This is a genomic window from Streptomyces sp. 11x1, from assembly GCF_032598905.1.
Lineage (GTDB): Bacteria > Actinomycetota > Actinomycetes > Streptomycetales > Streptomycetaceae > Streptomyces.
Genome location: NZ_CP122459.1, coordinates 46995 through 71668, shown reverse-complemented (window position 1 = coordinate 71668; position 24674 = coordinate 46995). Strand labels below are relative to the sequence as shown.

Sequence of the window (24674 nt, the reverse complement as noted above, 5' to 3'; positions counted from 1 at the left end):
GTGGTCAGCGGCCCGCCCTACATGTGAGGGCGGGAGACTCCGGCGACGTACGCCTTGAGGCCATAGCGGCTGTAGGTGCCGCCCTTGACGAGCTTGGCGCCAGGAGGCGGCGTCGGTGCCGGCTTGCGCTTCGCTCGCACCGACTGGTCCCCGCCGATCAGGTGGCGGTTGTCGACGAGAGCTTCGCAGGCGTAGCCGGAAACGTCCGCGAAGGGGCGGCGGCAGTTCTTGCAGTATGTGTCCAGTGCGTCGACGCGCTGCTCGGTCTTCGTCTTGAAGGAGCCGCGGAAATCCGCGACGCGGGCGACGGCCTCCTCAACGACGATTTCGGCGGCGACGACCCAGGTGTGGGGGTTCTTGGTTGCGGTAGCGGAACGAGACGAGGACTCGTCGGTCACGTGCAGATCTCTCCCATGAGGAATCCGGGCCCGCTCCAAGGCCGTGGTCACTTCTGGAGACGTGCCTGGGATCAGATCCGTTACGTCAACCTCTCACGCGCAACAGGCCCGGGGGAGCCGCCCCCGGAAAGCGCGGAGCGAAGGAGCGTCTGGACGTAGCGCTCGACTGGCATGTTGGCTGCGGCCGCGTTCGAAGCCAGAGCACGATGCTCGTGGGGCTCCAAGGAGACGAGCACAGTCCGCGCGGGGCCGATTCCGAGTAGGGCTGGCGTATACGGGCGGCCCAACGCCGTCGTCAGCAGGTCGGCGAGGAGCCCAGGGACGGGGGAACGGGGCTTCTCCCCGAAGCGAATCCATCGACTTACCCGAGAGCGGTCAACCGCGACGCCACACACACCCCGTTCCTGAGCCAGGCGGTTGATACGGCGTGCCGTCTCGCTGTTGTTCCATCCGGCTTCGGCCAGAGCGAGCGCGAGCGGGTAGTTCGGCGCCCCCCTCATAGGGGGTCCCCGAAGGTGATGGGACGCGTGTGATTTGGGTGGACCTGTTGCGAATGCATTCGCAACACTGCAGGTCGTAGACGGTGCGAGGTGCTACGCGGGACGGTTGCCGTGCGCCCAACAGGAGGGCGCGCATTGCCAGTTGAGGCGGCTGGGGCCGCCTTGGAGGAGGCAGTTTCATGGCAGAAACCGCAGTCCCGCGCATCGCTGAGGACGTACCGGAGGACGGGTCGGTCGACCTGAGCCGCGTGCACTTCGTCGGCATCGGCGGCAGTGGGATGCTGCCGGTGGCCCGTGTGTGCGCCGAGCGGGGATTCACCGTGTCCGGCAGCGACAACCGGACCTCGGAAGGGCTGAAGCCACTGGTTCGCCTGGGTGCTTCCGTGCACAGCGGCCACGCCGCCGAGAACGTTCCGGCGGACGCGACCGCGGTCGTGTTCACCCATGCGGTCGGTGAGGACAACCCGGAGATCCGCGAAGCACGGAGCCTCGGCATCCCCGTCATGCACCGGTCGAGGGCGCTGAACTCGCTGATGGCCACCCACCGCACGCCGATCGCCGTGATGGGGACGCACGGCAAGTCGGGCACGACAGGCATGCTGGCGTTCACGCTCGCCCGCATGGAACAGAACCCGTCGTACGTCATCGGCGCCGACCTCGAAACCCCGGGGAGCGGTGGACGCGACGGCGGGACGACCGGCTTCTTCGTGGCGGAGGTCGACGAGTCGGACCACACGCACGTCGGCATGGCCATGCGGGTGGCGGTGATCACCAACATCGGGTTCGACCACCCCGAGACCTACGGTGAGGCGATCGACCACGTCGACGCCTACGAGAAGTGCGTCCGGGGCGGGCTGCACAAGGACGGCACCCTGGTGCTGGACGCCGACTCGCCCGGCGCCCGCGAACTGGCTTCCAGGCTGGCGATGGCCGGCGACGGGCCGCGGGTGATCACCTTCGGCATGTCGTCGGCCGCGGGCTGGCGGCTGGTCGACGTGTCCAGCGAAGGCGGACGCAGCAAGGCGGTGCTGCGCGGGCCGGGGGGCCGGGACTTCGACCTGGCGCTGCGGGTGCCGGGCGCCCACCAGCTCCTCAACGCGGCCGCGGCCCTCGCCACGCTCCACGCCCTGGGCCAGGACTGCGACCAGGCCGTGGAGCAGCTGCTGTACTTCGACGGGGTGGCGCGTCGCATGACCTCGGCCGGAGAGTCGGCCGGGGTGCGGGTCTACGACTCCTTCGCCCACCACCCCGACGAGGTGAGCGCGGACCTCGCGGCCGCGCGCTCCCTTGTCGGTTCGGGCGGCCGGGTGGTCACGGTGTTCCAGCCGTCCGGCCAGTCGCGGCTCGACGCGTTCGACGTCGACTTCGCGAAGGCGCTGGCCGGATGCGACGAGGTGGTCCTGACGGACAGCACCAGTGGCGTCAACCCCGCGACGCTCAGGATCCTGTCCGCCCGGATCAACAAGGAGGGCGGCAGTGCCCGGCACCAGGTGCTGGACCGGGCCGAAGCCGCGGCGTGTGCGGCCCACCTGGCTCGGCCCGGTGACGTGGTCGTGCTGATGGGGCCGGGCGACATCGTGGAGTCGGGTCAGGTTCTGCAGGCCGAGCTCGGCGAGCTGGATCCCGCAGCCGCCTAAGCCTCCGCGGAACTGGGGTCCAGTTGCAGGAGCCGGTCGGCGAGTTCCTGCAACTGGACCCCTCGGCTTGCCTTGACCAGGACGACGTCGCCGGGCCGGAGGATCTTGTGGAGCAGGTCCAGGGCGGTGTCCTGGTCGGGCAGGTGAACGGCCTTTCCGCCGGCCTTGCTCACGCCCCCCTGCATCCATCCGGCTTCGTCCCCTCCCACCAGGATGATCTGGTCCAGGTCGAGTTCGGCGGCGTACTGCCCGATCTCCTCGTGCGCGGTGCGCGTGTCCTCGCCGAGTTCGTTCATACGGCCGAGAACGGCCACGGAGCGCTGGTCGCGGCCCCCGGTCATGGCAGCCAGGGCGTTCAGGGAGTGGCGCATCGAGGTGGGGTTGGCGTTGTAGGCGTCGTTGACGATCGTCACGCCGTCCGCTCGGACGTGGCTCTCCATCCGCCACCTGGAGCGGGTTTGGGCTCCGGACAGGCGGGCGGCGATCTCGTCGACACTGAGTCCGGCTTCACGGCCGACTACGGCCGCCGCGAGGCTGTTGTGAACCTGCACCTCGCCGATGAGTTGAAGCTGGACCGATGCGGAGCCTTCGGGGGTAACGAGGCTGTAGGAGGCGCGTCCCTGCTCGTCGGTCGTGACGTCAACGGCGCGGACGACGGCGTCCTCACTGAGACCGTAGGTGACGACGCGGCCCTTGGTGCGGTTCTGCATCTCCCGCACGAAGTCGTCGTCGGCGTTGAGGACGGCCAGCCCTCCCTTGAGGAGTGCTTCCACGATCTCGCCCTTGGCCGTGGCGATGTTCTCGCGGCCACCGAACTCGCCAACGTGCGCGGTCCCGACGTTGGTGACGACGCTGATGTCCGGCTGTGCGATGAGGGTGAGGTCGCGGATGTCTCCGATGTGGCGTGCGCCCATCTCCAGGACCAGGTAGCTGGTGCTCTCGTCGGCCATGGTGATGGTCAGCGGGAGGCCGATCTCGTTGTTGAAGGACTGGGGCGTGGCAACGACGTTGCCGGGAAGCACCTGAGCGATGAAGTCCTTCGTGCTCGTCTTGCCGGCCGAGCCGGTGATCGCCACGACCTGGGCGCGGCCGAGCACGCCGTTGAGGAGGTAGCGGCCGAGGATTCCGAACGCGGCGAGTACGTCGTCAACGACGATCGCGGGAACGCCGACGGGCCGGGTGACCAGGGCTGCCGTGGCGCCCTTGTTGACGGCTGCCTCGGCGTAGGCGTGTCCGTCAAGGTTCCGGCCCTGGAGGGCGATGAACAGCGCCCCTTCGACGGCTTCGCGGGAGTCGAAGACGGCGGGGTGGGTGATCTGCGCTTCAGGGTCGAGAACGTCGGCGAGACGGCCGCCGACGACTTCGGCGATGGTGGTCAAGGACATCGGATGCAACGTAGTTCTCCCTGCTCAGGCGGATGGTCGAGACGCTACCGGGCGGACCGCGGTGGCCGGGGCAGCCCTGCGTCGTACGGAGCGGCGTGGGTCCAGCGAGATGCCTCTGCCGCCGAAGAAGGCGGCGAAGCGGTCCGGCGACAACGCCGCGGTGAGGGACTCCGGGGTGTGGCCGCTGGGGTTCCGGAAGTGGATCTTTCCGTCTTGGTGGCCGATGGCGAGGACGAGATGCCCGCCCTTGCGCTCCGGGTCCGCTTCAGGCCGGCGGATCTCCTTGGAGACGGACGCCATCACCATGTGGCCGGTGTCCAGAAGGGCGAGGAGGCCGTCCAGGTCGAGGTGGCCGTGCACGGCTGCGGGAACACCGTGCGTCTGTTCTACGTAGTCGACGAACGGCGCGTAGAACAGGCCCTTGATGTCGGTGCCCGTCCGTACGTACGCGCCGTAGTGGCGCGCACCCGCGAGCAAGCTGAACAGGTTGAGCGAGTAGCCCTTCTGGTGCAGCAGGACCATGCGCAGGCAGGCCATTCCGCACATGTGCCGACACCAGCGGGCGTAGAGGCTCTGGGAGGGTGCGCCGGTCGTCTTCCAGGCGGGATCGTCGCCCGGGTCGTGCCCCTCGTAGGCGATGCGGCCGATGAGGTCGGCGGTGGCGTACTGAGTGACAATCCCCACCGGGTCGTGGAGGGGGCTGGGTGTCGACGGGTCAGTGCAGCAAGGCGGCGGCATGAGCCGGTGTCTCCATTCTGGTCATCGCGTGGTCGAGCTGGGCTCTGTAGATGCCCCAGTCGACGTTGCCGCCGGAAACGACGACGCCGACGGGGCCCGAGGGAAGACGATCGAGGGATTGGAGGAGGCCCGCGAAGGCGACAGCTCCAGACGGTTCGACAACGAGCCGGAAGTAGCGGAAGAGGTACGCCATCGCCGCGGCTATCGCCTCCTCGGGAACGGTGACGAGGTCGGCAAGAAGGCGCCGATTGATCTCGAAGGGGATGCGGGCAGGCTCGGAGTGTCCCAGGCCGTCGGCGATGGTCACGGGCGGCGGGATGGGGATGAGCCGCCCCACGCTCAGGGAGCGGAGCGTGTCGTCGGCCGAGGCCGGCTCAACTCCGATGACCTTGACGCTCGGGTCGTGCCCGGCGGCCGCGACTGCGGTGCCAGCCGCGAGCCCGCCACCTCCGACCGGGACGAGGAGCGTTGTCAGGGTCGGAATCTCTTCGAGCATCTCCCAGCCGACCGTTCCCGCACCGGCGATGACCCGCTCGTGGTTCGCCGACGGCACGATCACCAACCCGTTCTCGTAGGCGAGTTGGTGGACCATGGCGTCACGGCGTCCGGAGCGCCGGTCGTACGAGAGGACCCGGGCGCCGAGGTTCGTGATGGCTTGCCGCTTCACCTCGGGAATGTCGTCTGGGACGACGACCACGGCCGGCACCTCGAAGAGCTGTGCCGCTCGGGCGAGGGCGGTGGCGTGGTTCCCGGAGGACGCGCCGATGACGCCCCGGCTACGGTCCTGTGGGGCGAGGGCGGCCAGCGCGTTGTACGCGCCGCGGAACTTGAAACTACCGGTCACCTGCTGGTTCTCGGCCTTCACCCACACGCGACGGCCGAGCTGTTCGTTGAGGGCCCCCGACGTCAGCATGGGCGTGCGCGAGGCCACCTCGCGCAGCGTATCGGCTGCATTCAGGACGTGGTGGATCGAGAGCACAGCCGCCGCCTTACGGCCGGGCGCGGCGGTCGACGTCCGCGCCGCGCAGGATGTGGGTCAACAACTGCTCGTACGAAATCCCCTCAGCCTGTGCCATGCGGGCAAGGTTCCCGTTCCTCGACAGGCCCGGCAGGGTGTTGACCTCCAGCCACCAGGCCAGGCCGTCATCGCCGACGACGAAGTCGTGCCGCGAGTACGAGTGGCAGTGCAGAGCACGGTGAGCGGCGACCGCCTGGCACCTCAGGTCGTCGAGCGTGGTGGGGCTGACGCGTGCCGGGCAGTAGTAATCGCAGTCAGCGGTGCCGCGCTTCGCGGCGTACGAGTAGATGCCGTTCGGCGTCACGGCCTCCAGCGGGGGCAGGACGTGCACCGCTCCGGCACGGTCCTCCAGGACCCCGATGCTGACGGCCCGGCCGGGGTGGAACGCCTCGGCCATCATTTCTTCGTCGCCGATGTGCGTAAGCGCGGAGGTGAGGCTCTCCATCGACGTGACGACCTGAATGCCGATCGAACCTCCTTCGCTGACCGGCTTCAGGATCGCAGGGAGCCCCAGCGCGCTGATGATGCGGGCCGTCTCGCCGTCGGGGAGAACCCTTGGCTCAATCCGGGTTCCGACGGGGACCCGAACGCCGGCAGCCGACACCAGCGTCTTGGCGTGGACCTTGTTCATGCCGACAGCGGAAGCCAAGACCCCCGAGCCGGTATAGGGGACGCCCAACGTCTCCAGAAGTCCTTGAAGACGGCCGTCTTCCGCACCTCGACCTGCTATGGCAAGGAAGGCCTTCTCGCCCTCGGCCAGACTGTCGAGCATGTCTTCCCACGGCCCGGAGAGGTCGATGACGCGTGTCTTGACTCCCATCTCGTCCAGGGCTTCACATACGGTCCGGCCGGACAGTAGAGCGCGGTCCCGTTCACGGGACCATCCTCCGGTGATCACTACGACCGTTGATCTGTGCTCGGTGGGGTCGAGAGGGGGGATGAGCATGGCGTCTCCGTATTCCAGTGGTCAGTGGTGCGGAGTGGAAGGGCATATTGCCGCTCGCCGCTCCTCGTTGGGGCGCTGAGCGGATTCGTGAGGGGCACCCTCCGGCCTGCTCGCGTCGAGCGACAACGAGCGGGCCGGAGGGCAGGGTCCGTCTCCTGCCCATGCCGGGGGGGAGTTGCAGGAGACGGACGTCTGTGCATCAGCTGGACCCGCCTGACGTCTGCTGGTGGCGGTACCGGGAGGTCAGGCGGAGAGCTCCCGCGGTGTCATGAAGTAGGCGAGCGCCTGGGCTTTGAGACGGTCGAGACACGGCGCGCACGTCATGAGCGGAGCGTGCTGGCCCTCCCACTGCACCGGGCCGAGCCAGGTCACCCACACGCCCGTCCCCCGGCATCCGAGCCAGCAGTCGCCGATGACCCATCTCGGCCCGGTGCGCAAAGTCACGTCTTCTCTCCCCCCTGCCGGCTCCACAGCCGACTGGCGCCGTAGACGGACGCGGCGGCCACGATCGCACTGAGCAACTTCGAGAGGCTCGCCGGGGCGGCCCAGTTGACGAGCACGAGAAGGTTGAGCACGAGGTGCCCGATCACCAGGGGGACGACGCCCCCGAAGCGCCGGTACAGCCAGACACGGCCCCCCGCGTAGAAGGCGATAGCGAGGGCGACCGCGCCCATGTACGCGTGGAGGGCGATCTCGACGAGACAGACCACGGCGTAGATCTGCCAGGCCGGGCGCCGGGCGGCGGACAGCAGCGTGACGGCTGCGGCGACGATCACGACGTCCTCGATCGCCACGGTCGCGGTGAAAGCGAGAACGCCGTCCACGACCGATGCCACGCCGATGGCGGAACGCTGGTCCAACCCCACGATCAGTGCCTCGTTGATGCCGACAGCTCGCAGGCCGGCCACTGTGTGGGTGAACAGGAAGCTCCAGATCGCGCAGATCAGGTAGGACAGCGACGTGACCATCCAGGTCCGGCGGCGCTGCCCGCCGTCCGCGAGGGGGAAGCCGTGGCGCAGCCGGACCCCGTGGGCGCGGCACACCTCGACGGCCAGCCACGCCAGCGTGCACCCGTACACGGCGTTGCCCAGGTGCTGGGCCAGCGTGGTGGAGGCCGGAGCCGTGGTGTAGAGGAAGAAGAGGCTGCTCAGACCGAACCCGAGCAGCCGCGGTATGCGCTGCCGCTGCGAGTGCGCGGTGGTTCGGGCCATGATCAGCCCGGCAAGCCAGAGCGTCACGATCAGCGCGCTGCCGAACCGGACCCACTCGGGCAGCACGTCCGGCGCGGCCTGCACGACCCGCGTTACTCCAGTCGACAGCGCCGTACCGGAAGCGAGGGCCAAGAGCCCGGCGGCCGACAGGAGCAGCCCACGACGCGCCGGGGTGTTCTCGGGGGCCTCAACGATGACGGGCGTACGGCCGGGTGACGTCATGCGTCCGCCGCCTCTCTCACGGCCGGGCCCACCAGCAGATCGTCCAGGTCCACGACCGTGACGTCTTCGAGGGTGGCGGCCAGCTGGCCGCCGAGCATCCACTTCATGCGCCAGTCGCCGTGGAATACCACCTTCACCGTGGACTCGACCGGGGCACCGTTCTCCCCGCGCTGGTAGACCATGCCGTGCACGCCGTCGCCGGACACCCGGCGGGCTCGGACAGCTGCGACCTTGCCCCTCAAATGCGGGCACAGCTGCACGGCCAGGGGCACGCACGGGCGGCACAGCGGCGGATGCGTCGTGACCTCCCGCTCGGGCCAGTTCTCCACGCCCCGGTAGTCCTCCAGCAGGTACAGCCGCCCCTGCTCGTTCTCGTCCGAGGGGCCGCCACACACCTGGCACAGCTGCTTGCGCATCGCGCGCCTTTGGCGCGGCCCGTGGACCGTGCGGAAGTCGGTCGTACCGTCGCCTTGGCGCAGCGCCCACCGCTGCCACAGCACCCCGGCCGCGTCACGGCCCAGGGTGTAGCCGTTGTGGCCGACACTGTCTTCGAATGCAATGCCGTCTTTGGAGATCACGAGGGCGGGCTGCGGTAAAGCCTCAGCGCTCCACGCGGCGATGCTGGGGACGGGGAGACCTTTGTAGGTGAGGGGGGTGAGGAGTCGGGACATGTCTCTCTCGCGGTACGGGGTGGAGGTGGAAGGCGTCGACCGCGCGGCCGTGTGGGGATGGATACGCGGGGCCGACGCCGGTCTATGCGCGGAAGGCCGATGGCGGGATGCTTCCGGTTCCATCGGCTGTCGCCAGCCTGGATCGGCCGACCGAGACGAGCTGGGACACCGCATCCGGGACGGCAAGGGTGCCAGGGCCGTCCATCGGCACGCACCAGTAACAGCGCGTGCTCTCCGGCTCGGTGACATCGGGCCGCGGCACGCCGAGGAAACAGCCGCGGCCGAGGAACTCCGCTCTCAGAGGCCGACGGGAGGCCAACCACTCCGGGCGCCTGCCGGTGCTCACCGGCACGAGCACGTAGTACCGCTGGGCGTACTGGTCCATGAATACCGGAGCGCCGGGTAGCGCCTCCGCAAGGAACCCGTCGACCTCCCGCGTGTTCTCGGTGGCCGCGGCGGCGCGTACCAGGTCAGCCGAGATGCGAACCGCGCCGAAGAGGCCGCCGCAGCGCAGGAGCGCGATCCCGTCCCGCTCCCGCCAGGCCGCCTGGGCCTGGGACGCATCCTGTGCTGCCGCCAGGAGCCACGTACTGGCCGCGAACGCGCGGTCGCGGGGCGCGTGCACCAGCACACCGGACGCTGCCTTCGCCTGCCGTACCTCGACAGGGCTGACGGATTCTGGATCTCTGGGGTGGGGCATGAGGACTCCCTGGTCCACGGCTGTGCTCGGATACGCACTCTCGACTAGGCCGGAGGGCAGCAGCGCTCAGGAGCGAGTGCCTCGCGGATCGTGGTGATGGCTTCACCGTTTCGCGGGCCCGAGTCATCTGCCAGGGGAAATCCGAGGGGGAAAAACTTGTCAAGGGGGAAACTGGCGGGGGAAGTTGCGGCCATGATTGGTATCCACACGACGACGAGGTCACACTCATGGCAACAGACGAGTTCGCCGAGCTACTGGTTCGACTGCGGAAAGGTGCTGGCCGAACGCAGGACGAGCAGGCAGACGCGATCAATACTGCCTCGGGCCGGGAAACCATGACCCGGCGTGAGATCAACCGCTACGAAACCGGCCGGAACATCCCAACGAACCACACGCTCGTGTACATCGCGGTGGCATGCGGCATACCCCCTGAGTTCCTACAACGGGAGGCCGCAGCCGCCCGCGCGCGACGGAGGCATGCCCGCCGCCAAGAGGAGGAACAGGACGACGTGAAACGCCGCACGCTACTTGGAGGTGCCGTCGTTGGCGCAGCCGCCGCTGCCGAGCCATGGGAACGCCTCGCACACGCCCTGACCAAGGGCAGGAAGATCGACTCAGAAGGGGCTGCTAGCCTCGTTGATCGTGCAGGTGCCCTGCACGTACGCGAGGGCAACCTGACTGCGCTCCAACTACAAAACGAAGTAGAGGGACACCTAGACGCGATTACGGCGGCGCTGCCGCGCGCTGGTGAGCACGAACGGGTACTGACGGTCGCAGCTGGCGAAACGGCCGCCCTGGCGGGATGGGTCGCGTGGGACTTGGGCGACGATGAGCGAGCGCGTTCGTACTACGAGGTCACCATGGACTGCGCGAAAGCTGCCGGCCACCCCCCGCTGTGGGCGCTGGCACGGGCTTATGCAAGCTACGGACCGGCCAGCCCAGAGAAGGCCGCGAAGGTGTTGGCCGAGGCCGCCCAGCATGTTCGCGGCCCGGGTAACGCCGCTGCTGCCGCCTGGATCTATGGTCGGCTTGCGGAAGAAGCGGCGAATGCTGGCGACGAGGCCAACGCCCTCCGCGCGCTGGACCGCGCCCGCTTCGCGTACGACTTCGCCGATCACACCAGCGAGCAGGCGTGGGTGCGCTTCATGACTCCCTACCGGATGGATTCCCTGGCGTTGTCGGTGTACGGGTTACTCGGGCGGCAGGAGCTAACTGAGACTGCTGACCACGCAGTGGGCCGGCTGGGCAGGGAACTGCCGGAAGCCGGAGTTGTCGTGCTGGGCGACTTGGCAACTGCGCTGCTGCGCGGTGGCGACATCGACCAAGGCGTCTACGTGTCACGCCAGTTCGCCGCGGCTACCGAGGTCCGTCCCACCACCATGGGGCGAGCCCGCGCCCAGGCCGTCGCTTCCCAGCTTCCGGAACGTGAGCGCGAACTCGCGCGGCACTTGCAGCAGTTCGCCGCTTAAGGCTTACTCCGGGGACTGCGGTGTGGTCTCTTCTGCGACCCACGCCAGGTAGGCCGCAGACCCACCGGTCACCGGGAGGGTGATCCACTCAGGAACCTCGTAGCCGTGGTTCCTGGACACCCAGGCTTCCAACTCTGGCAGCCGCTCTGTGGTCGTCTTGTACGAGATCCGCCACTCCCGGGCCGTTTCGATGGCGCCCTTCCATCGGTACACCGCAGTGAACGGCTGGTCGATATGGGCGCACGCCGCCAATCGTTTCCCCACAGCACCGTTCGCGAGGGCCTGCGCCTTCTCCTCGTTGTCGATGGTCGTCTGAGCAATTACGACGTCGCTGGCCATTCAACTGCCCTTCCAGATAGGTGTGTCACGACACTACCCAGCGTCTTCGAGGTCCGTGTTGACGGCCCGTGGCTCACGGGCTTGCGCAACGGAGGCGTGGGCCGGGCCGCCGTACAGAGGGACCGCGTTGAGTGGGTCGCGGGTGCCTACGCCGTGGCGCCGGCCATGGACGGTGTCCGCAGTGTGGGAACCGTCCGCACACCGGCCAGCCTTGTTCCGTTCCGAGAGTGGCACGCCCCGCTCGGCCATGTCGGTATTCGCCCCGGCCCGCCAGGAGTGAGAGCGGACCTTCTTGCCGTCGATGAAGGGCACGCCGACCTGCTCGGCAAGGAGCTGGAGCCGTTCGTTGAGCGATCCCGGCCGCATTCGGTTCCCGCGCTTCCGGGTCTCCGGGTACTTCCGGAGACCGCCCTTCACCGTGACGGAACCTCCGTACAGGAGACCCGCGTTGAGCGCAGCGCGATCAATCAGGAATACGCAGGGAGCGCAGCCGCTCGGCGATGGTGAACGAGTCAAGCCGCAGAGCGGTGATGTCGGCGATCAGTTCGCGCCACGCCTCGAACTTCGTGTTTACCCGCACCCCGTGCATCCCCAGGTACGCCACGGCCAAGCCGAAGCCGTACAGCTCGTTGCGAGTGGGCAGGGGGCGGAGGACAACGCACTCCTCCAGCATCACGGCCGCCCGCCAGAAGGCATCCGGGTGGTGCTGGTCATGGCGGGGCGGGTCGACCTTGTGCCGGGCGGCCAGGCCGACGAAGACGGAGTAGTCGTTGACCGCGAGGTCGTCCAGCAGCTCAGCCTGACGTTCCAGGAACCACCGGTAGTCGACGTAGTACTCGCCAGGCACAGGTCAGGCCGCCCGCGGTGCCGTGTGGGCCGGCGCGGGGGCCCCGTATTCGGCGTCGAACGCGGCGATCGTCTCCGGGTCGCTGGTGACCTGCCGGAAGATCGCCGCACCCTCGTTCAGCGCACGCTCGTGCCGCTTCTCCTGGGCCACCTGCGCAAGGTAGGTATCCAGCGGCAGCCCCGCCGCGTCGGCCAGGGCCTGCAGCTCGTCTGCGGTGGTGTCGTCGATCTCGATGCCAGCCATGCATCGAGTATGCCGTCTGAGACCACACCGGGACCACCTACCTGAAAATATGGCCCTGACCCTGACGTTTCCCGTTCATCTGTCAGGCCCGCGGCGGAGTGTGGGACGGCGTCTCAGGCGTCGGCCACTGCCCGTACAGCGGCACGGCCTCGAACACGTCGTCCTGCTGGGCGCCAGCCAGGGCGTCCGCGCGGCTGTACGTGGTGTCGGTGAGCTGGGAGTCCGGGGACCAGCGTCCCTCTTCGTTGCGGCGGGTCCTGGAGACTCCGCCGCGCTTGAGGTCGTTGTTGGCGCCCACTCGCAGCGAGTGCGAGCGCACCGGCAGCCCGCCGATGATCTCCTTTCCGGCAGCGGCCGCCCGGGTCTGGATGATCGTGTTGATGGTGCGCCCGGACAGACGCAGGCCTCGGACGGTGGCGTGGGCACGGCCGAGCTGGAGGTCTCCTTTCTTGGTCAGGGCGCGCAGGAAGGGCAGGTGAGGGGCGTCCGCGCCGAGCTCGGCGAGGTCGGCTTTCCAGGCGGCGACGCGGCCGGCGAAGCGCAGGTCGTCGCGGTCGGCGTAGAAGCGCCACGCAGCGGTCTTCGCGTTGGTGGTCTTGGTCTTGGCAACCCGGACCCATACCCCGGGCCGCGGGCCGGTGAGAACCGGGCGTAGGTCGGCGTTGGGCAGGTCAGCGATCTCGATGCCGCGCAGCAGCAGCCGGTAGCCGACGACGAGCGCGGCCGCGTCCCGCCGTCCGATGCGGGTGGACTCGTCGATGGCGTGGAGCACCGGCAGCAGGTGCTCCAGGGTGAGCGCGGCGGCCTGGTCGCTCAGCCCGGCCGGGTACTCCAGGTCGCGGTAGTCCTCGATGATGTCGCGGATCTTCGAGCCGTCCGGGCGTTCGCCCTTGGGGTACCAGGTGAGGATGCGGGACAGGTAGGCCAGCAGGGTGTCCGGGCTGTAGGGGGTCCCGTTCGGCTGACCGGTGTCCATCAGGGTGCCGATGTACTCGGCGATGTGTGCTGCGGTGGTGGAGGGCTGAGCAATCCGCCCGTTGGCTTCACACCAGGCTTGGAAACGGTTCCGCGTGGAGTCGCGGTTGATCCGGGTGTTGCGGGAGCGGCCGCCCGCGGCGCGGCGCAGACGCTCGCGGGTGCGCTCGGAGACTCGGAAGTCATCCTCGGTGAACCCGGAATGCTCTTCGACGCGCGGTGGCAGTTCCCCCGGCCCCAGGATGGTGTTCCGGGTGACTCGGTAGCGGGGTGCGGCGGGCTCGTCTGCGGCGCGGTCCGGAAGGTGCGCGGGGACCTCGTCGTCGACGATCTCGCCATAGACGATGTCGTCCGGGTCGGTCGCTTCCGTCGCTGTCGTCACGCCGGCTCCCCTGGCATCTGTCGGTTTCCCTGACTGCCCCTCACTACCTCGTATTCTTCCACGAATAGGAGGTAAGGCGAGCCTAAGCGCATGATGCTAGCCCGGCCGGGGGAGTAGGGGAGCCGGGCGGCGCCGTACGCCCCGCTGGCGGCCTTTCGGGGCTCCGGTGACCCGATCACCCGCAGGCATCCGCGATCGGCCCCCGTGAGGCCCGTTCTGTCGGTCGCTTTTCAGGTGGTTCACTAGGATTAGCGAACTTTGGGGGATTGGCCGCCCCGGCGGCCGCCGTGCTGGCCTGGGCGCGCGCGTCGCGCCCGATCCCGCGAGGGAAATGCACGCCGACATGCCGAATAGCGTGCCGTCTACGGCACGCTCTAGTTTTACTTACTAATCTGCGAACCTCCCGAACCACATTTGGCGGGTTAATTGCTGCGCAGTCATTGCCTGCAAGCATCGTTTATTTCGCGTGCAAGATGAGTTCGTAGCGTGGAGTCCCAAAGCTGTGAAAGTTGCGGCAAGTGGTCTCGGGCAGGCTGCAGCCACTCAGGGACAGGGACCAGCACAGCGGCGCCAGGGGAGTTGGATGGTGACCGTGGGTCGGCTAGCCAGAGCACTGCTCCTACATCGTTGCGCGTTACTCCCCTGCGCTCACTCAGATGCTCTGTCACCTCCTCAAGCCACCTGCGAAGCCTGTCCTGGCTTCGCCACCGGTACTCGCCGGCCGCCGCACTGCGCTGCTTCCAGGGGGCGACTGCGGTGGTGCGCGCTGGGATGGAATCAAGCAGCACCAGCAGGGTTTCCGACGTACTCCGCGGCAACTTGCCGGAGCAGGAAGGTTGCTCGCAGGAGCAGTGCCTGCAGGTAACCCAGGTGGCATCGAGTCGCTGCGGCAGTGCCAGCACGAACGAGTGCTGCTCGCTCAGCCCCTCGACTTGGATGCTCGGTCCCTGCATCGCAGTAAGCCAGCGCGTCGAGCGGACGTCGAGTTCAGCAGCCAGGCGTTCCCTTCGTTCGGTCAGCAGGTGCGGGATTGACAGCCCAAGCCACCAGGAGGCTGCGGGGCTGCGCAGCTTTCGGTGCGTTGGCTCTCGATCACCATGCTCGGGGAAGAACCAAAACGCCGTCGCGTCATCTTGCGCGCTCAGAACACGCAACGGCGGCAGGCGCAGGGAGAATTCGAAGGGGGTGAACCAATAAGTCCCCGAGGTGGCATTGGGGTCGGGGCTACTCTCTTCTTCAGGCTCTTCGATCTCTGCGGGAACTTCGGAGAATTCCTCGCCGAAGATAGAAGCCGCCTTCTCCTTGATTTCCTCGTCGGTCACGTCTGCGGGCTCGAACGGGCTGCTGAAATGTTCTGCTGCTTCACGTAGGACGGCGAGCGTCAGTGAATGCGGATCGTCGTCAAAATCGCTGGCAATAAGGTCGTCGGGGTGAATTCCGAACTGCATGAGACGAACATCCTCGGACGGCGTGGCGGGGGTGAAGTCGGGACTCTGTTCGTTGGTCATCGCTGCGCCTCCCGGCTCTCCGTGGCGAGGGTCTTGATCTTTTCGGTGAGGCGGTGCCGACGCACCCGTTCCGCACCTGGCTTGATCCCGAGCTGCTCCGCCAACTCCTCGGGCGTCAGGCCCGCCAGGATCGTTGCCGCGTACTCCCGTTCCTTGTCCGGCAGTTGGGCCAGTAGCTCCAGGGCGAAGAGGCGATCGGGTACGGAGGCCGCCGGGTCTCCGCCCCGCTCGTCCGGTGCGCACCCCACCGCGGCGGCCGCCGCCTGCAGGAGGTCGGCCATCCGCTTCCGGGCCCGGAGGAAGTCGATGCCGCGGGCGATGATCCGGCTCCAGAAGAATTTCCGGACTCCCTCAACGTCCGTGAATTCGTGCTTACAGGACTCCTCAGCCAGCTTCATGACGATATCCTCGGCATCCGACTCCGCCAGCCGAAATTTCTGCATGGTGAACCCGAGCAGCTTCCGATATTCGGCCCGAAAGCATTCACTGTGTAGCGGATACCGCGACGATTCCGGCTTCGCCGTCCCATGACTCACAGCTCCTCGGCTCCCGTGCCTTCCGGTCGGGCACGTGCCCGAGTACCACCGCAGGGCGCCCTGCGGCCGCCCCCTTCACCACAACGACGACAGACGGACCCGCCGCGTTACATCCCTCCTCGACCGAGTTTCGAGAGCTGTAATACCTGGCCGCTCTGGCACGTCTCCAAGAGGTGAAGGCCATCAGGCCCCGGGCGGAACACCCGTGTCAGCGGGATCGGCCCAGCCCTTGCCAGGACGCCACATCATCCGGAGCATCCCTTGCCGCTGCCCACGGCCAGCAACATCCCCGACCCAGTCCTGGACGGGCTGTACGAGACCCTGCGCTTGTACCGGCACGGTGCTTTCGGCGTGGCCTGCCCCGAATGCCTCGTCGGCCCCGGCGAACTGTGCCTCGCGCGCCGGGCCGTTCACCGTGCCCGCCGCCGCGCGTACCGGGAGAAGCTGGCCGATGTCGAACTCGTGCCGCTGCTCGCGGCTGCAGCGTGATGGCCCCGCTGCAGCACCTCGACGCCGTGGTCCTGCGCGGCTGCCTCGTACCCGCCTGCCCCGCAGTTTTCGACTGGGCGCAGCCCTGGCCCAACGGCTGGAGAGGGGTCCCCGGGCCGGGAGCCGGCGCGCTCTACGTCTGCCCCGACCACAGCTACGCCTGGGACCGCCACCGGCCGGTGACCCGCCGCTACCCGGATGAGGGTGGTGTCACGGCGGTGTGTGCCTGCGGCTGGTCGACCAGCCCCGCGCCGACCCTCGGAACGCTGGAGGAAGCGTTCCTTGAGCACCTGGTGCCGGAACTCACACGCCCTCTCGTTGCGGCTGCCGCGCTACCCTGATCATCAACACCACAGCCCTACGGGGTTGTTGGCCGGAGTGGGACACAGCGAACCCGCCCCCGGCCGTACACACGACTGGGAGCCCGCGATGCTGCACAGCACGATCTACCCGACCGACGTCCCGACGGCCTCCAAGCTGCCGCTGACGTGACGTGAAGCGCCCCCGACCTGGGGTTTTGCGCTCACTTCCCGTCACGTCACTTCCCGGAGGCCTCCATGTCCCCGTCCCTGGGGCGTGCCCGTGCGACGGGTATCGCCGTTGCCCGCTACACCTTCCGCCGCCGCTTCGAACTCGCCCCGGCGGCCGCCGATCTCGGCCTGACCGCCATGTCCTGGTGGCATCACGTCACCGGAGTCACCTGGCAGGAGCACGCCGCCTACGGCCTCGCCACCCTGGGCGCGGCCGCGCTCGGCTGGAAGGGCCTCACCGCCAAGCACAAGGGCATCGCCAGCGCGGGCGCGGGCGGCACCGTCGTCCTGGCGAACACCTGGGTCGGGGCCGCCCTGGGCCCGTCCGTCCCGTCCCTGATCGCGGCCACCGTCACCGGAGGTGCCGCGTACGCCGTCTACGGGCCGTGGCTGACGAAGCAGCGCAACGAGCGCATGTCCCTGCAGGTGAAGGCAGCAAAGGCCGGAGTCACCGCCGCTGGTCTCGGCACGAACACCGAGGGGCCGAGCCTGACCGGCGCCACCCGCGAGGAGACCAAGCTCGTCAAGGCCCTCGTCGCCATGCTGTCCGTGGCCGAGGTGAACGTGACGTCGCTCGACTACACGCCTTTCGGATGGCGCGCGACGGTCGAGCTGCCCGCCGGCCGCCACACCGCCCCGCAGAAGGTCATCGCGGCCAAGGAGCAGTTCGCCAACAACCTGGGGCTGCCCGGTCGGGTGCGCCTGTCCCGGGGCGAGCACGACAACGAGCTGATCGTCACCCTGTACGAGACCGACCCGCTCGCCGAGCCGATCCCGTGGCCCGGCCCGGCGACGTCGACGTGCCTGGAGCCGGCGGAGCTCGGCGTCGATGCCTACGGCGAACTCGTCCGGATCGCCATGCTCTACAACCACGTCCTCATCGGCGGGGCGACCGACAGCGGCAAGTCGGGCCTGCTCAACGTGCTCATCGCCTGGGCGGTAGCCTGCCGGGACGCCGAGGTCATGCTCATCGACCTCAAGCCGGGCGCGGTCGAGCTGGGCCCGTGGCGGAACTGCGCCCTTGGCCTGGCCGACAGCCCCAGCCGCGCCATGCAGCTGCTCAAGGTGATCCGGGCGGAGGTCCAGCGGCGCGGCAAGTATCTGGGCGATCTCAGCGAGAAGCTGGGCAGGCCGGTCAAGAAGTGGGTGCCCGGCGAGCACGGGCCCGCCTGGTTCGTCTTCATCGACGAGCTGGCCGAGCTCGTGCGGCAGGTGCCCGCAGCCGCCAAGCTCGTTGAGTCTCTCCTGCAGATCGCGCGGTTCGTCGGCATCACTCTGGTCTGCGCGACGCAGTCGCCGTCCAACAAGGTGTTCGGCGGATCCACGGACGGCCGTCAGCAGTACCAGGTGCGCCTCGGCCTGGGCGCCAAGGAGTCGACGACCGCGAACCTCATCTTCGGCCCCGGCGCTCATGGCGACGGCTGGACGCTCGGTGAGCTGGACGCGCCGGGCAAGTTCCTGCGCTGGGACCGGGAGAACCAGGAGCCCGTGGAGTCGCGCGGCTACCTGATGACCTCGGACGACATCGGAGCGATGACCCACCGGTACGCGCTCGACGCTATCGAGGTGGAGGCCCGAGCGCACCCGGCGATCGAGCCCGAGCCGGACGACGACCCGACCCCGCCGAAGCCGCCCACGCCCCCAACTCCGCCGTCCGGGCCGGGTGGCGGTCGGCCGGTCCTGCGCGCCGTGCCCACGTTCCCGGACGGCAGCGAGGTTCCCGACAACCGTCACGAGCTGTGGCAGGCCATGGAGAAGGCAGGGAGCCGCGGCATCACCATCAAGGAGCTGCAGGCGCTCCAGCCGGACGGCGTGTCCTCTCGCGGGGGCATCAGCGACACTCTGCAGGTGTGGGCCAGCAAGGGACACATTGCGCAGTCTGGAACCCGCGACCGCTCGCAGGTCTGGATCACTGCACCCCGCCACGTCGCGAAAGTCGCGGCCGCGGACCAGCGCAGCGATTCAGCCACCGTCAGCGGCTGAATAACTCACCACGGCCCCGCCCCGGCGGGGCCGTGGCATGATCTGCGCATGATCAAGGGGTGGGGGGCCGCCGCGAGCATCACGTTCGCCGTCGTGGCCGCAGTAGGAGTGTCCGGGTGCGGGGGAGATGCGGATGCCGACGCGAAGAAGCCGGCGGCCGCGTCAGCGAAGGCACCCAGCTTCAGCGAGGCCTCGAAGGCCTTCAAGGACGTCGCCGCAACCGCGTACCTCGACGACGTGTGCACGAAGGAAGCCGGAACGTGCTGGGACAAGATGAACACCATCGTGGACTCGGCTCGTGACCTGCGTAAGGCGATGAACGCCGAGAAGAGTGTCGGCCCGGAGTTCTGGACCGAGGCCTACAACCTCATCGACACGATGGAGGAGGGCCTGGCCGTCGGCGAGGACCAGGGCGCCGAGGCCTACGGCACCAACCGGCCGAAGGTGTTCGGGTCGGCGCACGACCTGGCGGACTGGCTCGACGCCCACCCGATCAAGTAGCCGCGGTCACGCGGCTGAGGCGTCGGAGTACACCGCCACGTTCGTCTCGTTGCCCAGCCGGCCCCGGAACCTTGTCACCACGTCCGGGCCCACGGTGTCGCGCAGGTACTCGACGGTCTCTTCCGTGGCCGTACGTCCGTACAGCGTGCCCAGGATGACGGTGACGAGCCGCACCGACTCCAGGGCCGCGCGCGCCTCTCCGTCATACTCGGCGACCACGTCTCGCCAGGCGTTCGCGGCCGCCGGATAGACGTCCGGCGTCTTGGCTGCGACGAGCGGCCAGGCGTACCCAGGCCCCTTCTTCCGCGCGACCCGGAACGCCTGCCACATGTCGCTGCCGGCGTCGCCCTCCGGGAAGCCCATAGCCTTGGCCAGCGCCGCCCAGCCGTTGCCCTTGATGTAGCGGTGGCAGCGCGCGCACGCGTACCAAAGGCCGGCCTGGATCGGGAAGTCGACCGTGGCGCCGAACTCGCCCAACGGCACCTTGCGCACGGCCTCCCCGCACGGGTATGCCCACACGGCTGGCTCGTGCGTCGCTCCCACCAACCCCTCGATGCAGAAGTCACAGCTCTTACCGACCGATTCGAAGTGCATGGGCTCCGCCCGGACGTCCGCAGAGGGCGCGGGGGCGCCGAAGAGGGCTTCGAACGGAGTGCTGGGCGTCTGATCCATGCACACGAGTATGGCGGCCGCCGCAGGCGCGCACGGCCGCCATGGCTCGTTCAGACGGTTCCCGCCGGAACCAGCAGGTCCCAGTCGGGGCAGTCCCCGCCTGCGAACGGGACGGGCGGCTTGCGCTCCAGGTGGAAGGACCGACCCCAGGCGGGTCCGAAGAGGCTTACGCAGCCCGAACCGATGTCCTGGAGGCTCAGGGCGACCCTGTGCAGCCACACCTCCCGGTGGCCACTGAACGGCGGTACCGGGGACGGATCCCACAGCAGCACATCGTGCCCCCATCCCTCGTCGGTGCGGGGGAGCGCGGGGGACTCGGCGAGGGCCAGGAGGAGAGTGAACCGCTCGCCGCAGTGCGATGCGGAGTCCGGTGCAACCTGGGCGAGACCATGCACGGGAAGGTCGAGCACCGAGCCCGGCAAGGGATCGCCGGCGGCGTCGTGGCCCGTGATGCGTGCTGCGGCGAAGGTGAAGAAGCGTGTGGCCATCCGTAGGACCCCCTCTCAGGCGAGACCGGTGACGGTCATGACCGCACCGAACAGCAGGTCCTTCTGGCCGACGGCGAGCAGGTCCACCAGGTTGCTGCCCGCGCCCGCTTCGAACTTCGCCACGGGCACCGAGCCAGCCGGGGCCGTCAGAAAGATCGCTTTGCCGTGGAAGTGCGCGGCGGCCAGCCACTCGGGCGGCGGAGCCCATGGGGTCGGCGGCTGGTACCAGCGTCCGGTTCCCTGCCGCTCGATGTAGAGCAGCCCCGTACGGTCGGCCGCGATCGACCACTCCTCCAGCGGGCGGGGCGCCTCCCGGGAGAGGTCGAGCGCGGGCAGGCCGTCGGACAGCCGGTCGGCACGGAAGCCGAGCACCCCACAGCGGTGGTCGTCGCCAGGCTGCAGGTAGAACACCGGCGGGCTGTCCTCCGGCATCGTGAACACGTAGTAGTCCTCGATCGGCGTCCGGCCGCGCCGGTGTTGCCTGGGCGGCAGGTCGGCCGTGTGGACCGGCAGGTTGCGCCGGCGTCGCGCGAGGGTGAGCTGAGACCACGACCAGACGCGAGTGTGGCCGCACTGGTCGTGAGTCCAGACGGGGAACTGCAGCTCGGTGGGCTTCGGCGTGCCGGGCCGCTGGACTTCCCGGAGGGCGATGCCCACGTGCACCACTTCCTCACGGGTGACGTCGATGGGCCGGTCGCACAGGTGGCAGGTGATCGGATCGGGGGCGTCCGGCTGGCCGTCCTTCTCGGCGTGCTGAACGAGCTGCTGGACCTGGTCCAGGCCGAGGAGTTCCTGCACGCCCCACGCGATGAAGTAGCCGGTGCCCGTCACCCGAGGACGGTGCTCGTACTCGTCAGCGTAAGGGGCCTCGTCGAAGCCCATGCGCTCCTGGTCGTCGCTCGCGTCGTCGTCGCGCTGACCCTGCTCGTACTCGCGGCGAACGTGCCGCATGGCGGCCTGCAGCGACGTCTCGCCGGACTCTTCCATGTACTTGCGGGCGGCAGCCTTCAGCGCCCGGTTCTTGTCTCCCACGGTCGTCCCCTCGCAGCGCACACGGTCCCGTGACCCGGGCACGCCTGGCGTACAGGGCGAACCGGAAGCGGACTGGCCGTTCAGCGCTGGGATCCCCGCTGCGCGGGTTCAGGCGTCTTCGCCGTCCGGTCACGGGCCGGACTACTCAGCCGAGGTCGTCCACAGCACGGGCGACCAACTCAGAGCGTAGCGCAAGCAGTCGGGACCCCGGGGCCGTCCAGAGACGCGCGTCGGCAGCAGTACGCGACGCAAGCACGCGAGGACCCGCAATCTTCCCCGGCTCGCCACTCGGGCGGGCTTCTCCCCCTACGGAAGGACGTGCACCCGCATGACCAACTGGACCCCCAAGCTGACCAACGTCGCTGGCACCGATGGCACCTCCGGCTCCGGCCGGTACGTCTCCGCGAACGGCGTCTGTACCTTCACCGCGCAGATCGTCGCGAAGAAGGAGACCGTCGCGGCCGACTCCCTTGGCTTCGGCCTGACCCTGCCCGTCCCGGCCGCGGCCGGCTGCCGCTACGTCTTCCAGGCCAGCCTCGACGGGCGCAACGCGGACAACGGCGTGTGGACCGGCGAGGCGCAGGTCTACGCCGGTTCGGACGGCACGAAGATCGACCGCATCCGGGTCACCGGCACCTCGAACGGTGCCGCGCTGCAGAACATCAACCACCTGTACGGCGACGTCGAGGGGGCCACCGAGGCGGAGATCATCACGGTCACCGGCTCGTACCCGACCGCCTGATCCCAGGCACACCGCGGGGCCGACGGAGAACCTTCCGTCGGCCCCGTCGGCATGTAGGGGCCGGATACGCTGCCCTCATGAGCACCACCACAGCAAACGTCGCGGCCGAGGCCGCCCGCACGTTGGACTGCAGCACATGCGACGCCAGCGCGCCCCGGCCGCCGGTCGCGCAGTGGGCGCCCCTGTGGGACGCGGGATGGCGCTGGCTCGGCACGTGGAACCTGTACTCCTGCCCGGACTGCCCGCAGGTCATCGTCGTCGACGAGCAGGGCCGTCACAAGCTCGGCCCCGGCGCCGTCCGTGCTGAGGCTACGAAGCCTGCGCCTCTCCTGTGACCCGGGCGTTCAGCCCCTCTGCCGCATTGTCGACGGACTGATGCACCTCCGGCACCAGGGCGAGCGCCGCGGCCGCCACACTCGGCTCCGGCTGCTGATCCGCGAGAACCGCCAGGAAGGCCTCCAGCGGCTTCAACGGGACGAGCCGACGCTTCCATGCCTTCAGCGCCTCGCCGGTGGCGTAGCGGTCCGTCAGGACCTCCACGGGAGTCAACAGAGCCTCTCCGGGGTCCTTGTCACGCAGTAGCGCGGCAACTCCGTTGTCACGGACGAAGTCGGCCATCAACGTGTCCGGCGAGTGGAAGGCGCTGCTGTCGTCGTCGTACATGGCCCCGAGACGCTCGGCCATCACTTGCTCGCGCTTGTTGCGCGGCCGCGGTGCCCTCCGCCCTTGCAACCACTCCCTGATGTGCCAGGAGTTGGGGTAGTACCCCTGCTCCGGAGGCAACTCCTCGGTGGACATCGTCAGCCGGATGGTGGCCAGGGCCCACACGAAGTTGCTGTACTTGCGGAACAGCGTCGCCTCCGCCAGGACCTCAGCGTCGATGTCCTTCGCGGTCTTGGTGAGCTGGGCGACCGTGGGGCCATCCGTCCACCGGAGATACCACTTCCCTGGCCGGGTGTACTCGTCGAACTCGGCGAGCACTGTGTCCGGCGTCAGCTCGAAGTGCTCGTTGAGTGCCCGCGCCAGGGCGCGCAGCCGTTTGGCGCGGTCAGCTACCGCCATCGCCGGTCATCCCGTCCACGATCCGCACAGTTCCGCCTGCGAGTTCGGACGCGGTGTTCGTGTCACCGGCGTCAAGGGCGGCGTGGAAGTCCGCGACCCACTTCTTGGACCGGGCGATCTTCTCCTTCGCACGCTCGTTCTCCAGCTCCGCGACGGGATAGAGCTTGGGACCGATGTGCCCGCCGTACTGCTGTGCGAAGGCGATGATGAGCTGACGGGTGCGGTGGGCGTCGGCCTCGGGACGGTCGAAGACGCGCTCGGTGCCGTCGGCGGACGGGTTGCTGATGCGCCGCTCCAGATCAGTGAGGGCCCGACGTACGGACTCGATCTTCTCGAAGGCGTAGTACCAGTTGCCGTCCTCGGCAGCGCCCGCCAAGGCGGAGAGCTTGTCGAGAAGTGCCACGTAGTCCTCGGCGAGGTTCTTCTCTGTGCTGGTGCCGTCCATCAGCTCGTACACCGAGGGATCGTCGGACATATTCCGCCCTTCACGCCGGATTGCTGTGGCTGCCCAGTCTGGCAGGACTACGCTGGCCAGTAGGTCCGGATGCCGCATCCCCCGTCGGCATCCGGACCTCTACTGCGTGCGGCGCCGGGTCAGCCGCGCCCACACGGACGGCGGCGGCTGCAGCGCAGTCCGGGCGGCTTGTCCGAAGGCGGTCAGGGCCTGTTCAAAGCGAGCGTGATCGTCGATGGCGCTGGCGGCGGCCATGACCTCTTCGACGGCTTCGACCAGCCGCGCGTCTTGATGCCGCATCAGCGGAGTGGCGGCGGCGCCGAGCTGGACGGTGGACGCCTGCAGGTTGGCCAGTGCGACCTTGCGCGCGTGGATCTCGCGGCTGATGAGCTGGGCGGCATCCCGCAGGCCAGCCGCGTAGCGCCAGTTGCCCTGTGCCTCCGAGTTGGCGATCCCGCCAACGGCACCCAGGAGCACGACGGCCGTCGCGCGCCACTTCTCCTTGGGCCCCTCCCAAATCGTGTCGCTGATGTTGGCGGCAGCCCGGACGGCAACCGCTCCGGTGACGAAGGCGTCCACTTGGGCCTGCAGCGTGGCCCGATCCGCGGCGCGTTCCTGCCGGTCGCGGCCGCGGTTGGTCAGCCAGTTCGTCAGGAGAGCGACCAGGAACGCCGCGAGGATCGGCAGGAGGAGGTCGGCGTGGCGTGTGAGGGTGTCGAAGGCTCTGTGCACGTCGGCAGCTTCGGGTGCCGGGGAGGCTGCGCGGGGCGCTGTGGCGGTTCTGCAGCAGAACGAAGACCTGCCCGCGACCGGTCAGCCGGCGGCGGCCGCGCGGGTGGCGACGGTGAAGTGCGCGCCGACGAGTGCGTCCTCGAGGTTCTCGGCGTCCAGCCGTTCCCGTACGACTTGGCGCAGCCACGCGGCCGGCTCCTGGCCGTCGCGGTCGGCGGCCGCGGTGATGCGGTCCCGCTCGGCGTCGGTGAACAGCTCCATCAT

The 24674-nt window shown here is 68.8% G+C and carries 30 protein-coding genes; 8 read left to right on the top strand and 22 right to left on the bottom strand.

Translation table 11 applies throughout. From position 1 onward, the window contains the following. Nucleotides 1-17: 17 nt before the first annotated feature. Entirely contained in the window at nt 18-398 is a 381-nt protein-coding gene (locus tag P8T65_RS46875) for a hypothetical protein (RefSeq protein ID WP_316732074.1), read from the bottom strand. 679 nt (nt 399-1077) lie between these two features. Here P8T65_RS46875 and murC point away from each other — a divergent pair. Continuing rightward, the gene (gene murC / locus P8T65_RS46870; protein WP_316732073.1) at nt 1078-2535 is read left to right on the top strand and encodes a Mur ligase domain-containing protein; all 1458 of its coding nucleotides are present in this window, start codon (nt 1078-1080) and stop codon (nt 2533-2535) included. Here murC and murF read toward each other — a convergent pair. From murF to P8T65_RS46830, 8 genes are all read right to left on the bottom strand, one after another. After that, a complete protein-coding gene (gene murF, locus P8T65_RS46865) occupies nt 2532-3920 on the bottom strand; it encodes a UDP-N-acetylmuramoyl-tripeptide--D-alanyl-D-alanine ligase (protein WP_399103548.1) in 1389 nt (462 codons plus the stop codon). The two genes, murC and murF, sit on opposite strands and share 4 nt — an antisense overlap. A 24-nt stretch (nt 3921-3944) precedes the next feature. Next, nucleotides 3945-4604, bottom strand: a complete 660-nt coding sequence (locus P8T65_RS46860; protein WP_316732071.1) for a C39 family peptidase — start codon at nt 4602-4604, stop codon at nt 3945-3947. Nucleotides 4605-4635: 31 nt separating this feature from the next. After that, nucleotides 4636-5589 (bottom strand): pyridoxal-phosphate dependent enzyme, encoded by a 954-nt coding sequence (locus P8T65_RS46855; protein WP_316732070.1) that lies wholly within the window; start codon nt 5587-5589, stop codon nt 4636-4638. 58 nt (nt 5590-5647) lie between these two features. After that, the gene (locus tag P8T65_RS46850) at nt 5648-6622 is read right to left on the bottom strand and encodes a D-alanine--D-alanine ligase (RefSeq protein ID WP_316732068.1); all 975 of its coding nucleotides are present in this window, start codon (nt 6620-6622) and stop codon (nt 5648-5650) included. A gap of 243 nt (nt 6623-6865) precedes the next feature. Next, the gene (locus P8T65_RS46845; protein ID WP_316732067.1) at nt 6866-7066 is read right to left on the bottom strand and encodes a hypothetical protein; all 201 of its coding nucleotides are present in this window, start codon (nt 7064-7066) and stop codon (nt 6866-6868) included. Then, a complete protein-coding gene (locus P8T65_RS46840; RefSeq protein ID WP_316732066.1) occupies nt 7063-8055 on the bottom strand; it encodes a hypothetical protein in 993 nt (330 codons plus the stop codon). The genes P8T65_RS46845 and P8T65_RS46840 overlap by 4 nt, the downstream gene beginning before the upstream one ends. After that, nucleotides 8052-8633 carry a hypothetical protein gene (locus P8T65_RS46835; protein ID WP_316732065.1) on the bottom strand — a complete coding sequence of 194 codons (582 nt, stop codon included), beginning with the start codon at nt 8631-8633 and terminating at the stop codon, nt 8052-8054. Before P8T65_RS46835 ends, P8T65_RS46840 begins: the two co-directional genes overlap by 4 nt. Nucleotides 8634-8808: 175 nt before the next feature. Further along, nucleotides 8809-9426: a hypothetical protein gene (locus P8T65_RS46830; RefSeq protein ID WP_316732064.1), complete on the bottom strand. Its 618-nt coding sequence runs from the start codon at nt 9424-9426 to the stop codon at nt 8809-8811. 227 nt (nt 9427-9653) lie between these two features. Between P8T65_RS46830 and P8T65_RS46825 the strand changes: the two genes are divergently transcribed. Then, complete coding sequence (locus tag P8T65_RS46825; RefSeq protein ID WP_316732063.1) at nt 9654-10895, top strand: helix-turn-helix transcriptional regulator; 1242 nt, start codon at nt 9654-9656, stop codon at nt 10893-10895. Between the two features lie 3 nt (nt 10896-10898). Here the strand turns inward: P8T65_RS46825 and cutA are convergent, their stop codons facing one another. The 6 genes from cutA to P8T65_RS46795 form a co-directional block, all read right to left on the bottom strand. Further along, nucleotides 10899-11234, bottom strand: a complete 336-nt coding sequence (gene cutA / locus P8T65_RS46820; RefSeq protein ID WP_316732062.1) for a divalent-cation tolerance protein CutA — start codon at nt 11232-11234, stop codon at nt 10899-10901. 463 nt (nt 11235-11697) lie between these two features. Beyond that, nucleotides 11698-12081 (bottom strand): toxin Doc, encoded by a 384-nt coding sequence (locus tag P8T65_RS46815; RefSeq protein ID WP_316732061.1) that lies wholly within the window; start codon nt 12079-12081, stop codon nt 11698-11700. A gap of 3 nt (nt 12082-12084) precedes the next feature. Then, nucleotides 12085-12324 carry an antitoxin MazE7 gene (locus P8T65_RS46810; RefSeq protein ID WP_316732060.1) on the bottom strand — a complete coding sequence of 80 codons (240 nt, stop codon included), beginning with the start codon at nt 12322-12324 and terminating at the stop codon, nt 12085-12087. A gap of 82 nt (nt 12325-12406) precedes the next feature. Then, nucleotides 12407-13681, bottom strand: coding sequence for a hypothetical protein (locus P8T65_RS46805; protein WP_316732059.1), 1275 nt, complete (start codon nt 13679-13681; stop codon nt 12407-12409). Between the two features lie 437 nt (nt 13682-14118). After that, nucleotides 14119-15189, bottom strand: coding sequence for a hypothetical protein (locus P8T65_RS46800; RefSeq protein WP_316732058.1), 1071 nt, complete (start codon nt 15187-15189; stop codon nt 14119-14121). Continuing rightward, entirely contained in the window at nt 15186-15587 is a 402-nt protein-coding gene (locus tag P8T65_RS46795; RefSeq protein ID WP_316732057.1) for a hypothetical protein, read from the bottom strand. Before P8T65_RS46795 ends, P8T65_RS46800 begins: the two co-directional genes overlap by 4 nt. Before the next feature lie 399 nt (nt 15588-15986). Here P8T65_RS46795 and P8T65_RS46790 point away from each other — a divergent pair, with 399 nt between their 5' ends. The 4 genes from P8T65_RS46790 (at nt 15987) to P8T65_RS46775 (ending at nt 19228) form a co-directional block, all read left to right on the top strand. Next, nucleotides 15987-16214, top strand: a complete 228-nt coding sequence (locus P8T65_RS46790; protein ID WP_316732056.1) for a hypothetical protein — start codon at nt 15987-15989, stop codon at nt 16212-16214. After that, nucleotides 16214-16555 (top strand): hypothetical protein, encoded by a 342-nt coding sequence (locus P8T65_RS46785; RefSeq protein WP_316732055.1) that lies wholly within the window; start codon nt 16214-16216, stop codon nt 16553-16555. Before P8T65_RS46790 ends, P8T65_RS46785 begins: the two co-directional genes overlap by 1 nt. Nucleotides 16556-16771: 216 nt before the next feature. Further along, on the top strand, nt 16772-18727 hold the full coding sequence (locus P8T65_RS46780; RefSeq protein WP_316732054.1) for an FtsK/SpoIIIE domain-containing protein: 1956 nt from the start codon (nt 16772-16774) through the stop codon (nt 18725-18727). Between the two features lie 48 nt (nt 18728-18775). Continuing rightward, entirely contained in the window at nt 18776-19228 is a 453-nt protein-coding gene (locus P8T65_RS46775) for a hypothetical protein (protein WP_316732053.1), read from the top strand. A gap of 6 nt (nt 19229-19234) precedes the next feature. On the opposite strand, the gene P8T65_RS46770 is transcribed toward P8T65_RS46775, so the two are convergent. The 3 genes from P8T65_RS46770 to P8T65_RS46760 are packed head-to-tail and all read right to left on the bottom strand — an operon-like array spanning nt 19235 to nt 21420. After that, entirely contained in the window at nt 19235-19900 is a 666-nt protein-coding gene (locus P8T65_RS46770) for a hypothetical protein (RefSeq protein WP_316732052.1), read from the bottom strand. Nucleotides 19901-19950: 50 nt separating this feature from the next. Then, nucleotides 19951-20388, bottom strand: coding sequence for a hypothetical protein (locus tag P8T65_RS46765; protein ID WP_316732051.1), 438 nt, complete (start codon nt 20386-20388; stop codon nt 19951-19953). Nucleotides 20389-20403: 15 nt separating this feature from the next. Continuing rightward, nucleotides 20404-21420: a hypothetical protein gene (locus P8T65_RS46760; RefSeq protein WP_316732050.1), complete on the bottom strand. Its 1017-nt coding sequence runs from the start codon at nt 21418-21420 to the stop codon at nt 20404-20406. Nucleotides 21421-21748: 328 nt separating this feature from the next. Between P8T65_RS46760 and P8T65_RS46755 the strand changes: the two genes are divergently transcribed. Continuing rightward, a complete protein-coding gene (locus P8T65_RS46755; RefSeq protein WP_316732049.1) occupies nt 21749-22162 on the top strand; it encodes a hypothetical protein in 414 nt (137 codons plus the stop codon). Between the two features lie 77 nt (nt 22163-22239). After that, the gene (locus P8T65_RS46750; RefSeq protein WP_316732048.1) at nt 22240-22497 is read left to right on the top strand and encodes a hypothetical protein; all 258 of its coding nucleotides are present in this window, start codon (nt 22240-22242) and stop codon (nt 22495-22497) included. On the opposite strand, the gene P8T65_RS46745 is transcribed toward P8T65_RS46750, so the two are convergent. The 4 genes from P8T65_RS46745 to P8T65_RS46730 all read right to left on the bottom strand — a co-directional run bounded on the left by P8T65_RS46745 (nt 22472) and on the right by P8T65_RS46730 (nt 24674). After that, the gene (locus tag P8T65_RS46745; RefSeq protein ID WP_316732047.1) at nt 22472-23224 is read right to left on the bottom strand and encodes a hypothetical protein; all 753 of its coding nucleotides are present in this window, start codon (nt 23222-23224) and stop codon (nt 22472-22474) included. The two genes, P8T65_RS46750 and P8T65_RS46745, sit on opposite strands and share 26 nt — an antisense overlap. Continuing rightward, complete coding sequence (locus P8T65_RS46740) at nt 23211-23699, bottom strand: hypothetical protein (RefSeq protein ID WP_316732046.1); 489 nt, start codon at nt 23697-23699, stop codon at nt 23211-23213. Before P8T65_RS46740 ends, P8T65_RS46745 begins: the two co-directional genes overlap by 14 nt. 99 nt (nt 23700-23798) lie before the next feature. Beyond that, on the bottom strand, nt 23799-24410 hold the full coding sequence (locus tag P8T65_RS46735) for a hypothetical protein (RefSeq protein ID WP_316732045.1): 612 nt from the start codon (nt 24408-24410) through the stop codon (nt 23799-23801). A gap of 81 nt (nt 24411-24491) precedes the next feature. Continuing rightward, complete coding sequence (locus P8T65_RS46730; RefSeq protein ID WP_316732044.1) at nt 24492-24674, bottom strand: hypothetical protein; 183 nt, start codon at nt 24672-24674, stop codon at nt 24492-24494.